At 65.5% G+C, this 12,274-nt stretch carries 10 protein-coding genes and 1 tRNA gene; 1 reads left to right on the forward strand and 10 read right to left on the reverse strand.

The features are described 5' to 3' along the window. Positions 1 to 27: 27 nt before the first annotated feature. From CVV68_RS06425 to eno, 10 genes are all read right to left on the reverse strand, one after another. Positions 28 to 1,215, reverse strand: coding sequence for a TerC family protein (locus tag CVV68_RS06425; protein ID WP_110500180.1), 1,188 nt, complete (start codon positions 1,213 to 1,215; stop codon positions 28 to 30). Positions 1,216 to 1,345: 130 nt separating this feature from the next. Further along, complete coding sequence (locus CVV68_RS06430; RefSeq protein ID WP_110500181.1) at positions 1,346 to 2,191, reverse strand: Bax inhibitor-1/YccA family protein; 846 nt, start codon at positions 2,189 to 2,191, stop codon at positions 1,346 to 1,348. A gap of 138 nt (positions 2,192 to 2,329) precedes the next feature. Next, positions 2,330 to 2,402: transfer RNA gene (locus tag CVV68_RS06435), tRNA-Leu, on the reverse strand. A 65-nt stretch (positions 2,403 to 2,467) separates the two neighbouring features. Beyond that, positions 2,468 to 2,968 (reverse strand): GNAT family N-acetyltransferase, encoded by a 501-nt coding sequence (locus CVV68_RS06440; RefSeq protein ID WP_110500182.1) that lies wholly within the window; start codon positions 2,966 to 2,968, stop codon positions 2,468 to 2,470. 528 nt (positions 2,969 to 3,496) lie between these two features. Next, positions 3,497 to 4,948: an NAD(P)/FAD-dependent oxidoreductase gene (locus CVV68_RS06445; RefSeq protein ID WP_110500183.1), complete on the reverse strand. Its 1,452-nt coding sequence runs from the start codon at positions 4,946 to 4,948 to the stop codon at positions 3,497 to 3,499. A gap of 260 nt (positions 4,949 to 5,208) precedes the next feature. After that, positions 5,209 to 6,750: a S8 family peptidase gene (locus CVV68_RS06455; RefSeq protein WP_245933384.1), complete on the reverse strand. Its 1,542-nt coding sequence runs from the start codon at positions 6,748 to 6,750 to the stop codon at positions 5,209 to 5,211. 32 nt (positions 6,751 to 6,782) lie between these two features. Then, entirely contained in the window at positions 6,783 to 7,757 is a 975-nt protein-coding gene (locus CVV68_RS06460; protein WP_110500184.1) for a Ppx/GppA phosphatase family protein, read from the reverse strand. A 102-nt stretch (positions 7,758 to 7,859) separates the two neighbouring features. Further along, entirely contained in the window at positions 7,860 to 8,600 is a 741-nt protein-coding gene (locus CVV68_RS06465; RefSeq protein ID WP_110500185.1) for a DUF501 domain-containing protein, read from the reverse strand. Positions 8,601 to 8,825: 225 nt separating this feature from the next. Next, the gene (locus tag CVV68_RS06470; RefSeq protein ID WP_110500186.1) at positions 8,826 to 9,557 is read right to left on the reverse strand and encodes an FtsB family cell division protein; all 732 of its coding nucleotides are present in this window, start codon (positions 9,555 to 9,557) and stop codon (positions 8,826 to 8,828) included. Between the two features lie 119 nt (positions 9,558 to 9,676). Next, positions 9,677 to 10,957, reverse strand: a complete 1,281-nt coding sequence (gene eno, locus CVV68_RS06475) for a phosphopyruvate hydratase (RefSeq protein ID WP_110500187.1) — start codon at positions 10,955 to 10,957, stop codon at positions 9,677 to 9,679. Between the two features lie 435 nt (positions 10,958 to 11,392). Here eno and CVV68_RS06480 point away from each other — a divergent pair, with 435 nt between their 5' ends. Then, a complete protein-coding gene (locus CVV68_RS06480; protein ID WP_110500280.1) occupies positions 11,393 to 12,238 on the forward strand; it encodes a PadR family transcriptional regulator in 846 nt (281 codons plus the stop codon). Positions 12,239 to 12,274 lie beyond the last annotated feature (36 nt).

Here is a 12,274-nt window from a genome sequence, read left to right on the forward strand (position 1 = left end):
TTTTTCAGAAGAAGGGTGGGCCGCCGGCTACCGGCCCAGGTACTCCTCGTGCCGCCGGTGCGCCAGCGCAAGCTGCTCGCGAATTTCCCCGGCGTCCTTGTGCTTGTTCCGGTGCTTTTCTGTCATGCCCTGGATCTGCTGTTCCTCTTCCATGAGCATGCCGTAGATCCGTTCACGCTCGCCTTGATCAGCCGTGTACCCCAGGTCCAGATAGTTTTCGGCATGGCGCCGGGCATTGTTGAGCGCCGTCTGGGCCTTGCCGGACTTGCTCACCAGGGAGGCAAGGACGGTGATGGCCAGGACGCCGATGATCACGGTCAGCGACAGCCCGGTGCTGATCTCAACCACGTTGATGTGCTCGCCGCCGTTGATGAACGGCAGGTTGTTCTCGTGCAGGGCGTGCAGCACCAGCTTGACGCCAATGAAGGCAAGGATGGCGGCCAGGCCGTAGGACAGGTAGATCAACCGATCCAGCAGGCCGTCAAGGAGGAAGTACAGCTGGCGCAGGCCCATCAGGGAGAACGCGGTGGCGGTAAAGACGATGTAAACATTTTGGGTGAGCCCAAAGATCGCCGGAATCGAGTCTAGGGCGAAGAGCAGGTCGGTGCCGCCAATGGCCACCATGACCAGCAGCATGGGCGTCAGGGCCTTCTTGCCGTTGACCACCGTGAACAGCTTGTCGCCGTCGTAGTGCTCGGAGGTGTGCAGGAAGCGCTTTGCCAGCTTGATGATGAAATTATCCGCATCATCGCCCTCGCTGTCCTCCTCCTTGAGCAGGTTCCCTGCCGTGACCAGGAGGATGATGCCGAAGATGTAGAACATCCAGGACCAGGTGTTGATGAGCGCGGCGCCGGCGAAAATGAAGCCGGTGCGGGCGATCAGGGCAAAGACGATGCCGAAGAGCAACACTTTCTGCTGGTCTTCGCGGGGAACCTTGAAGCTGGCCATGATGACCAGGAAGACAAAGAGGTTGTCAACGCTGAGGGCCTTTTCGGTGATGTAACCGGCAAAGTATTCCCCACCCATGGTGGATCCGCCGAAGACGAAAACAACGATGCCGAAAACGACGGCGAGCCCCACATAGATGGAGGACCAGATGGCGGCCTCGCGCAGCGTGGGCACGTGTGCCTTGCGGATGTGGAAGAAGTAGTCAAAGGCCAGCAGGGCGAGAATGACAACAATGGTAATGCCCCAAATAAGCGGGGAGACGTTCATGGATTACTTTCTGTCGTGGCGCGGCGGCAGACTAATCCGGAAGGCAAACTATCCGAAAGTTACGTCCGTGATGCAGTTGGTTATGCAGTTGCAGGGCGGGCGGTGGAGCTGTTGTTGCCTGTTCGCGGGTCTAGTCGTTGCCGCGGAGAATGGCCAGCAGGCGCAGGATCTCCACGTAGAGCCATACGAGCGTCACTGTCAGGCCAAAGGCGGCCGTCCAAGAGTACTTGGCGGGCAGCCCGTTTTGGACGCCCTTTTCAATGGAGGTGAAGTCCACGATTAGCGAGAACGCGGCCAGGCCGATCGCCAGCAGGCCCAGGACGAAGCCAAAGGGAATGCTCGTGCCGGGGATGTCCATGCCGCGCAGGCCCCACGGGTTGCTGGTGGCACCGAACATCATCAGACCCAGGTTGATCAACGAGAACAGTGCATACCCGCCAAGTGCGATCATGAAGAAACGTGTCATCTTCGGCGTGGCGCGGACCTTGGCGTTGCGGAACAGGACCAGGGTCACGGCGAACACGCTCAGTGTCCCGATGACGGCCTGGACCACGATGCCGGGGTACATGCCTTCAAGGAGCTTGGAGATGCCGCCTAGGAACATGCCTTCAAACGCGGCATAGCAAAGGATCAACGCCGGCGACGGCTGCTTCTTGAAGGAGTTGACCAAGCCCAGAACGAGGCCGATGATCACGCCGGGCCACATGAGGACCGGGAAGATCCAGCCGAGCGCGGCACCTGCCAGGACCATGGCGAGCGTGCCCACGGTCTTCATGATGACGTCGTCATACGTCATGCGGCCGGTCTGCTGTGCATTGGCGGACGGCTTGCTGTACAGCTCCTGAAGCTGCCCGGCGGAAAGGGTGCCCTGCGCGGCCATGGTGTCGGCCCCGCCGCTCAGGTAGCCGCGCCGGACGGCGGGGCTGTCCTTGAAGTTTTTGTTGTTGGCAAAGACCGGGTTTCCACCAAGCGCCATGGTGTTGATTCCTCCAAATTGGGGGTAGATAATATTTCAATCCTACCAACAAAGGACGAATGGCCGCCAAGTTTGGTTCCCTGCAGCTGTCCGGGCCACCCACACGCAGCCGCCCGGACCGTGGCGGAGCTTTGCCGGTACCCCAGGTCGGACTCGAACCGACACTTTGCAGATTTTAAGTCTGATGCCTCTGCCATTGGGCTACTGGGGCGGGAAGCGGCGCGGGGACGCTTGCCGCGTTAACAATACTGGACTTTGGCGGTCCACAGCCAACAGTCACAGCTTGCTGAACGGCGCCGCGTAACGAAAGTGCCCGCGGATGCCGGAGTGGAAGCCGGACAGCGGCAGCGCCATAAAGTGCGATCCCCATGACGGGTCCGGGGAGGCAATCCCCACCGAGTCGGCCGGCACAAAGCCGAAGCGCGGGTAGTAGTCGGTGCTGCCGAGCAGCACGATGGCTGGTTCCCCCTGGGCCCGGGCCGCATCGATCGAGGCATGCATGAGCGCGGCGCCGATGCCTTGGCGCTGCCGGGCCGGCAGCACGCCGATGGGCCCCAGTCCCACGGCCGGGGTATCGCCAATCCAACCGCGCGTGCTGATCACGTGGCCCAGGATCTCGGCGTCGGCGGATTCCGCCACGATGGACAACTCCGGCAGATACTCGCGGGAGGCAAACAGCTCACGGAGCAGCCTGGCCTCCACGGATTCCGGAAAGGCAGCCTCGATGAGGGCAAGGATTTCCGGCCTGTCCGGGGCCTGCTCACGTCGAAGGATCATCACGCAAGTCTATTCCGCGCAATGGGGCCCGAACACTAAACCAGACGTCGAGCCTGCGGGGCCCCGGCTGTCGAGCCTGCGGGGCCCCGGAGGTCGAGCCTGCCGGGCCCCGGAGGTCGAGCCTGCCGATTGAAGATACAGCTGATGCGGGTTATGGCACTTTGTCACGATTGAAGATACAGCAGATGCGGGTGTGGGGCCCCAACACCCGCATCTGCTGTCTTTTCAATCAGCACCACCGGCCAACACCCGCATCTGCTGTCTTTTCAATCAGCACCACCGGCCAACACCCGCATCTGCTGTCTTTTCAATCAGCACCACCGGCCAACACCCGCATCTGCTGTCTTTTCAATCAGCACCACCGGCCAACACCCGCATCTGCTGTCTTTTCAATCAGCACCACCGGCCAACACCCGCATCTGCTGTCTTTTCAATCAGCACCACGAGGCAATCAACAATTAACCGCCGACGGCGGCGGCCCTCCCACAAGTGGGGAGGGCCGCCGTCGGAGGAGGCAGGGAGTGCTGACTACTTGGAAGCAGCGGCCTTTTCCTTGGATTCAGCCTTGGCCGGCTCTGCGGCCTTTGCGGGTTCCGCCGGAGCCGCAGCGGCGGGCTTCGGCTTCGGGGTTGCTGCGGACACAAACGTGCTGCGAGGTGCCTGGAGGTTTTCCAGCTGGGCCAGGTCGCGGCCGGTGATCATGGTGACGAACCAGTCCGTGAGGACGCGGATCTTGCGCTCCATGGTGGGCATCGCCAAGCCGTGGTAGCCGCGGTGCGCCAACCAGGCCGGGGCGCCCTTGAGCTGGATGCCCATGATCTTGGCAACGCCCTTCCACTGGCCGAAGCCGGCCACGGCGCCGAGGTTCTTGTGCTTGTAGCCCTTCAGCGGCTTGTTGAAGCGGCTGGCCCAAAGGTTCTTGGCCAGCCGCTTGGACTGGCGCAGCGCATGCTGGGCATTGGGGACACAGGTGCCATCGGGCAGGCCGCCGGTGACATCCGGAACAGCCGCCACGTCGCCGGCAGCCCAGGCGTTCTCAATGACGCCGAACTCACCGCTGACCTGCAGGTTCACGTTAACCGACACGCGGCCGCGGGGCTCGATCGGGAAGTCGGTGGAGCGCACCATCGGGTTCGCCATGACGCCTGCGGTCCAGATGAGGGTCTCGGCGTCGAATTCCTGGGCAACGCTCTTGTCCGGCAGGTTGATGAGCTTGATGTTCTTGTTCTCGGCATTGTCCAGCGAGGTGTTCAGCAGGACCTCGACGCCGCGGCTGCGCAGGTGCTCGACAACCCAGAGGGCCTGGGATTCGGTCACCTCGGGCATGATGCGGCCCATGGCTTCAACGAGGACAAAGCGCAGTTCGGACTGGTCAACGCGGTGGTTGAGCTTGACGGCGTCGCGGGCCATGTCCTCAAGTTCCGCGATGGTCTCGATGCCGGCAAAGCCGCCGCCGACAACCACGAAGGTCAGGGCGCGCTTGCGCTTGGCCGGGTCGGTCTCAGTGGAGGCCTCTTCGATCAGGCTGAGCACCTGGTTGCGCAGCGCAACGGCTTCCTCGATGGTCTTCAGGCCGATGCCGGTCTCGGCCAGGCCCTTGATGGGGAAGGTGCGCGTGATGGCACCTGCGGCCACAACGACGTCGTGGTAGGTCAGTTCAAAGTTGTCCCCGCCGTCGGCCGGTGCAATGACGGCCGTGCGGTTTCCGTGGTCAATGCTGGTGACGGAGCCCTGGATCAGCTCGGTCTCCTTCAGGTGCCTGCGGTAGGAAACCACCGCGTGGCGCGCCTCGATGTTGCCACCGGCCACTTCGGGCAGGAACGGCTGGTACGTCATGTAGGGCAGGGGATCAACAAGGGTGACGATGCCCCCGGACTTTGCGATCTTCTTCTGCAGGTTGAACGCCGTGTAGAGGCCAACGTAGCCGCCGCCTACAACAAGTACGCGCGGCCGATTCGAAAGTGTGGGAATGAGTGCCATGCCTCCATGATACAACTCTTTGTGAAAACATTCACTAACGCGTTACAGGCAGACTTAACACTTCCCTTCTGGGTTTGTTCCACCCTTGGTTCCACCCGTGGAAGCACGACGCCGGACCCCGGCCTGGGCGGGCACCCCACCGGTGATTCCGGCCTGGTTCGAGGCGTGTTCTGCGGCCTGGCCTCCCCGGTGCGGCCCGGCGGGGGTTCCGGAGCATGGCGGCCCACCGGCCGGTTGGGTCAGTGCCAGCGCCGGGTGGGTCAGTGCCTGTGGCCGGGTGCGGCGACGTCCTTGGCCGCAGCGCCACCCGCGCCGCTGCCACCGGAACCCAAACTCCCGGAGCCGGAACCGGAGCCAGGGCTGCCGCCGGAATTCGAACCACCGGAGCCCGACTCCGGGCCGCTGCCGCCGGAACCGGAACCGCCCGAGCCGGAGCTGGAACCGGAGCCCGAGCCGTCGGGCGCCGCCAAGCGGCGCCGGGCCAGCAGCAGGTGTGTGCCGCCTGCTGCCAGGACGACCACCAGCAGCACCAGGAACCCGAGCACGATGACGGCAGGCTCGCCGCTGGTGAGCTCGGCGGCCGCCAACGGCTTGGGGGCCGCCCGGTCCGCCAGCGTCGTCTTGGGCATGGGCGAGGTGGTCACGGTGGAACCGCCGGCACCCTTGGGCGGGACCACCTGGCCGCGGCGGTGGACGCGGATCCAGTCGGCGATGCTGCCCAGCGGGTTGACCTTGACCAGGGGGACGTCGGCGGTCAGGGCGGCTTGGGCGTCGAGAATCCCGTAGCCGTAGATGGCATTGGGTGTGCCCGCGCCCTTGGGCTTCGCGGTGGAGATGATGCGGTTGACCACCTGCGCAGCGGACATGTCCGGATACTTGGCCCGGATCAGCGCAGCCACCCCGGAGACGATCGGGGCCGCGCCGCTGGTACCGCTCCACCGGGCGTAGCCGCCGCCGGGCAGGCCGCCGGCCAGGTCCTCGGCCGGTGCGCTGACGCCAATGCTGATCCCCTGCGAGGACGAATCCACGCTCGCGGTGCCGTCCTTGTCCAGCCCGCCCACGGCCAGCACGCCGGGGATGGTGGCAGGGGCTCCCACTTGTTCGCTGCCGGTCTTGCGGTTTCCGGCGGCGGCCACAATCACCACGTCTTTGGCCTCGGCGTAGGCAAAGGCGTCGTCCCAGCTTTGCGGCCAGGCCGTGGAAGAGCTGCCCAGGGACATGTTGATGACCTTGGCGCCGTGGTCCACGGACCACTTCACCGCGGCTGGTATCTGGTCGTCAATGTTCTTCCCGGACGGGTTGTCGCTGCCCAGCCAGACGGAAACGCTGAGGAGTTCAGCCTTCGGCGCCACCCCGATGACCCCGTCCGGACCGGCGCCCACTTTGGGGGCCGGGGACGCCGTCGCGCCCTTCTTGGCGGAGGCCGAGGCGTCCGCGTGCCCGCGGCCGGCCAGCATGGTGGCCACCAGGGTGCCGTGCTCGGGCTCGGCGCCCACGCCCTTGGTGCCCTTGGAGTTTCCGGAGCCGGACATGTCCGCGCCGCCGGCAATGGCGCCCTTGAGGTCGATGTGGCTGGCGTCGATGCCGCTGTCAATGACGGCGACCTTGACGCCTTCGCCCTGCGAGATGTCCCAGGCCTTGGTGATGCCGGAGGCGTCCAGCCAATATTCCCTGTTGCGGATCTCGTCGGCGGAGGCCGCAGGTGCCCCGGCCAGCGCCATCGATGCGGCCATGGCAAGCGCGAGTGCGGCGGCGCCGATGCTGCGCAGCCGTGGTTTGGGCGGCCGTGTCACTAACGGCATGGAGGCTCGTTTCCGTCGAGGGGCGCGCAGGATCAGTTGGGTCCCCCCGCGGCGCCCAGGGCGATTCCGTCCAGAATATCGTGTTCGCTGGTGGTTGCCGATTCCAGCCGCCCGTGTGTCAGCACGGCAAGCCTGCGCAACACGGTGCGCCAAATCAGCGAGCCCGCGCCGATCACATCCACGCGGCCCGGGTGCATGAAGCCCAGATCGGCCCGCTCCGCCCGGGTCATGGCGAGCAGGTCCCCCGCCGCCTTGTCAATGCTGCCCAAAGGTACGACGGCGGCATGAATCGCCTCCCGCTCGTAGCTCGCCAGCCCGAGGGCCTGCGCCGTGATGGTGGTAATGGTGCCGGCCACCCCCACCACCTTGGTGACACTGCCCAGCGGGACCTCGGCCAAAACGTCGTCAAGCTTGGCTTCGATGGCGGCCTCGGCTGCGGCAATTTCCGCCTTCGTGGGCGGGTCACTCTTCAAGTAGCGTTCGGTGAAGCGCACGCAGCCCATGTCCGTACTCACGGCGGCCTGCACGCCGGCGGCATTTCCGACGACAAATTCGGTGCTGCCGCCACCCAGGTCCACCACCAGGACCAGTTCGCCGCCCAGGGCCGGGAGCACGCTGGTGGCGCCGGCAAAGGACAGAGCTGCCTCCTCCGCACCGGAGACGACTTCCGGTTCCACGCCCAGGCGGGCCTTGATTCCCACAACGAACTCGGCCCGGTTCCCGGCGTCGCGCGTGGCGCTGGTGGCAACAAACCGGACCCGCTCCACGGCCCTGCCCCCGACGGCGCAGCCTCGGATCGTCTCCGCGTAGTCCTGGGCCGCGGCAAACGTGCGCTCCAGTGCTTCCGGGGCCAGCATGCCTGTCGCGTCAACGCCCTGCCCCAGCCGAACCACGCGCATTTCCCGGTGGACGTCGGTCAGCATCACGCTGCCGTCGGCGGCAGTGGTGACATCGGCGATGAGCAGGCGGATGGAGTTTGTTCCGCAGTCAATGGCGGCTACGCGCATAAAATGAACCGGACCTTTTCTCGTCACTGGTAGGGGGCTGTTTGCGTATGGAATTCAATGGCCGTGGAGACACCCGCCGGGGTGCAACTGTCGTGGCGGGCTTTAGCCGGCCCGGTCGGTGCGGGCGACGTCGGCGGCGGCGTCAGCGGCGGCGGCTTCGGCGCCATCCTGCTTGGCTGCCGCAGCCGGCGCCACGTCGGGCTGCACTGCTTGGGCCTGCGTTTCTTCGGCTGCCAGGGCGTTGAGGTGCTTGACGTGCCGGCTGAGGTCCTTGATGGGCACCGGTGCCTGATCGTCCCAGGCGCCTTCGCACTGGCACGCATCCGCCGTCCACCACTGTGCCAGGGCGGCCAGGGCCTCGTCCCCGAGCGGATTGACGCCGGGGCCGGCAGCCAAGGCGTGGCCGACCAGTACGTGCAGGCACTTCACCCGTGTGGGCATGCCGCCGGCGGAGATGCCGTTGATCTCCGGCACGGGTCCGGTGCCGGCCCGCTCACCGATGGCCGTGCGAGCCGCAATGTACGACTCGTGGGCCCGCTGGTAGCCGGCGGCCAATTCCGCATCCACGGCCAGGCGGTCCGTCATCTCGGTCATCAGGCCGGAAGCTTCCAGGCGCGACGCCGCTGCTGTGAGCACCGGGTGCGTCAGGTAAAAAGTGGTGGGAAACGGGATGCCGTTGCCCAGCCGCGGCGCGGTGGCTGCCACGAGTGGATTGCCGCACACGCAGCGGGCAGGGATTTCAACGACGTCGCGGACGGGGCGGTTGAGTTGGCGGCTCAGCGTGTCCAGATCGTGCTGGGTGGGCACTCGCGCGCCTTCGGCGGTGGTTGCTGATGCGGGCACCGGCGTCCTTCCTTACAAGTCTTTGTTGTACCTATGTCCCACCGCATCCCCGGGCGGAGGGGCGGTGCGGTGGTGGGGCACGGCCGTGAGGCAGTCCTGTTCAACACACCATTTTAGCGTGCGGGCGGGCAGGAAATTCCCTGGGCCTGATTATGCAGGCGGTGCCGGAGGCCCTTGCAGCTGTCCACGATGCGCGCCCGGACCCATTTTTTGGTTCCCTGTGACCTATTTTGTGGTTGTCTTGGGCTTCGGCGTGGCGGGTGCCGCCGGCTTCACCGCAGCGGACTTTTCCACCGCCTGCCACAGGCTGTCGACCCAGGGCTCGGTGGTGACCGTCGTGGCCTTCTTAGCCGATTCCCCGGCCGCTGCCTTCGCCGCTCCCGACGTGCCGGCTGCGGTATTTGACGGGCCGGCCGGACTTGCACCGTACACCCAGTAGCCGGTCTCCCCCGGCATCAGCATGCTCACCCTGTCCCGGGCCTGCTGCTGAACGTACGCGGGGTCGTCCCAGCGGGCCAGTTCAGATTGGAAAGCACTCTGCTGCGCCGATTGCACCGCGATGTCCTGCTTCAGGGTTGAAATCTCGGCGCGTTGTTCCATGAAGGTGTGAATGTTGGGGGCCAGTGCCACCGTGACGGCGGCCATGGCCAGGCCAAGAACCAGGAGCCGGCCGTTAAACGACCGGGCAGGAATGGGCTTGCCGCCGTCGTTTTCGTCGCTGTCTTCGCCATGGCGCAGGCGCCCGCGGGAGCCCTTCGCGCTGGTTTCGGCGCGGGAGTCCGCCACTGTCCGGCGGCCGCCCGCCGCGGCACCTCGGGCCGTCGATGTCCCGCGCGCGCCAGGAGTGGTGCGGTGCGCGCCTTCAGCGGGGTCCGGCGTCGTGCCTGAATCAACAGGAACTTTCTTCGCCCCGGCACTGAACTGTGCACTGGGCACTTTGGGACGACGCGTTGCCATGGTTCTCCTGATACTTCTCCCGCGGTCTCCGGGGCTTAATGCCGAAGGGCCGGTGGCTGGCTGGGTGTGTAGTCCACCTTAGCCAACCGCCGGCCCAACAGCAGTCAAGGACGCGCCGTTTATGCCTTGAAACGGGGGAATGCGCCGCGGCCTGCGTAACGTGCCGCATCCTCGAGGTCTTCTTCGATCCGCAGCAGCTGGTTGTACTTGGCAACGCGCTCGGAGCGTGCCGGGGCACCCGTCTTGATCTGCCCGGCGTTGGTGGCCACGGCGATGTCGGCGATGGTGGTGTCCTCGGTTTCGCCGGAGCGGTGCGAGGTGATGGTGGTGTAGCCGGCGCGCTGGGCCATGGACACGGCGTCCAGGGTCTCGGTCAGCGAACCGATCTGGTTTACCTTCACCAGCAGGGAGTTTGCCGTCTTGGACTCGATGCCGCGGGCCAGGCGCTCCGGGTTGGTGACGAAGAGGTCGTCACCAACAATCTGGACCTTGTCGCCGATGGCCTCGGTCAGGGTCTTCCAGCCCTCCCAGTCGTCCTCATCCAGGGGATCCTCGATGGAGACCAGCGGGTAGTCTCGGACCAGCTCTTCGTAGTAGGCGCTCATCTCGGCGGCGGAGAGGGACTTGCCCTCGAACTGGTACGTGCCGTCCTTGAAGAACTCGGAGGAGGCAACGTCCAGGGCCAGGGCAACGTCCTTGCCGGCCTCGTAGCCGGCGCGCTTGATGGCTTCCAGGATCAAGTCCAGGGCGGCACGGTTGGATGGCAGGTTCGGCGCGAAGCCGCCCTCGTCGCCCAGGCCGGTGGAAAGGCCCTTTTCCTGCAGGACGGCCTTGAGGTTGTGGTAAACCTCAACGCCCCAGCGCAGGCCTTCGGAGAAGGTGGAGGCACCGAGCGGAACAACCATGAATTCCTGGATGTCGACGTCGGAGTCGGCGTGCGAGCCGCCGTTGAGGATGTTCATCAGCGGTACCGGCAGGACGTGCGCGTTGGGGCCGCCCAGGTAGCGGTACAGCGGGAGGTCCGCGGATACGGCGGCGGCGCTGGCCACGGCCAAGGAGACGCCGAGGATGGCGTTGGCGCCGAGCTTGCCCTTGTTGGGCGTACCGTCCAGTTCGATCATCATGGAATCGATCAGGCGCTGTTCGGTGGCGTCGATGCCCTCAATTTCCGGGGCGATTGCATCCAACACGGCCTCGACGGCCTGCAGCACACCCTTGCCCTGATAGCGGGCCTTGTCGCCGTCGCGGCGTTCAACGGCCTCAAAGGCGCCGGTCGATGCACCGGAGGGCACACCTGCGCGGCCTACGGAACCGTCGGCCAGCAAAACCTCGACCTCAACGGTCGGGTTTCCCCGGGAATCCAAAATTTCGCGTGCGTGAATGGCTTCAATAAGTGCCACGTATTGCTCCTTTTTTGAGCTTCGAGCGGATATAAGTCGACCTCGCTGTCGGCTCAATCCTAGCCGGTCGGCGTGATCGGGCACTCATTAATACACGGACGGACTTCCCCTGCCGTCCAACCTGCAGCGAACTTGCACTCATGCCGCAGCCCGGAACGGATTTCGGGGCCGCGCGGCGTGCGGCATTGCACATGCGCCGCATTGAGCAGCGAGTCGTGCTCGGACCGGAAGTTGCCCACGTGCGGAATTGCACATGCGCCGCATTACTCCTTGTTTCCCGCGCACCGCGATTCCAGCTGCCGTGGACACTGCCAATTGTCTGGGAATTTTGGGTTTAGGCCTTGACTGCCGAATATAACGATATATCGTTAAGTATCGCGATGTTCCGGTATGCAACCGGACGCCACCACAAAATTCAACGAACAGGCAATGACAATGAACACGTTTAACAATCCACATCCGCGCAGCGGCTCCCCCGAACGGGACGAACGCAACCACCACGATCACCACTCCCCCGACGCCAACGGCGACTTCCCCACACCCGGGAACGACGGCGGCGACCTCCCCGGCAATGCAGGTCACGACGACCGGCACGGCCCCCGCCATGGCCGTGGCTCCGGACCGCACCGCGGCGGGCCGGACTGCGACCCGGACAACAACGACGGCGCGGAGGCCGGAGACCGCGGCCCGCGTGGGTTCGGTTCCCGCCGGGGCGGCCCACGGGGCGGGCCAGGCGGCTTTGGCCCTGGCTTCGGGCAAGGATTTGGCCCTGGATTCGGGTCCGGATTCGGTCCAGGCATGGGTTTCGGCCCCGGACTCCGGGGCGGCTTTGGCCGTGGCGGGCGTGTCCGCAAGGGCAACGTCCGCAGCGCCATCCTGTCCCTCCTCGGTCAGCACAGCTACAACGGCTACGGCCTGATCGGCGCGATTGCCACCCACACCGACGGCGCCTGGCGGCCCAGCCCCGGGTCCATCTACCCTGCGCTGGCCGCATTGCAGGCCGAGGGCCTGATCGAGTCAACGGGCAACGGCAAGCGAACCGAGTTTGGGCTGACTGAAGCCGGCAGCGCCTATGTCGCCGGGCACCCGGAAGAGATGGCGGCGGTCTGGGCCGACGTCAATGAGGAAGCCGGCGCCGGCACGGACTTGCGCCAGAGCATGGGCAAACTGGCCGGGGCCGTGCAGCAGATCGGCATGGCCGGGACGGAGGACCAGGTCAAGGCAGCCACCGGGGCGTTGGACACCGCACGCCGTGCCATTTATAAGCTGCTCGCGGACTAAGCCGCCCAGCCACAGCGCGGGGGCCGGTCAGGTCAT

This window comes from Arthrobacter livingstonensis (assembly GCF_003219815.1).
Lineage (GTDB): Bacteria > Actinomycetota > Actinomycetes > Actinomycetales > Micrococcaceae > Specibacter > Specibacter livingstonensis.

What these genes read in the sequence shown, in the direction of transcription:
- CVV68_RS06425 (WP_110500180.1), bottom strand. Translation starts at nt 1,215, where the DNA reads ATGAACGTCTCCCCGCTTATTTGGGGCATTACCATTGTTGTCATTCTC.
- CVV68_RS06430 (WP_110500181.1), bottom strand. Translation starts at nt 2,191, where the DNA reads ATGGCGCTTGGTGGAAACCCGGTCTTTGCCAACAACAAAAACTTCAAG.
- CVV68_RS06440 (WP_110500182.1), bottom strand. Translation starts at nt 2,968, where the DNA reads ATGATCCTTCGACGTGAGCAGGCCCCGGACAGGCCGGAAATCCTTGCC.
- CVV68_RS06445 (WP_110500183.1), bottom strand. Translation starts at nt 4,948, where the DNA reads ATGGCACTCATTCCCACACTTTCGAATCGGCCGCGCGTACTTGTTGTA.
- CVV68_RS06455 (WP_245933384.1), bottom strand. Translation starts at nt 6,750, where the DNA reads ATGCCGTTAGTGACACGGCCGCCCAAACCACGGCTGCGCAGCATCGGC.
- CVV68_RS06460 (WP_110500184.1), bottom strand. Translation starts at nt 7,757, where the DNA reads ATGCGCGTAGCCGCCATTGACTGCGGAACAAACTCCATCCGCCTGCTC.
- CVV68_RS06470 (WP_110500186.1), bottom strand. Translation starts at nt 9,557, where the DNA reads ATGGCAACGCGTCGTCCCAAAGTGCCCAGTGCACAGTTCAGTGCCGGG.
- CVV68_RS06480 (WP_110500280.1), top strand. Translation starts at nt 11,393, where the DNA reads ATGAACACGTTTAACAATCCACATCCGCGCAGCGGCTCCCCCGAACGG.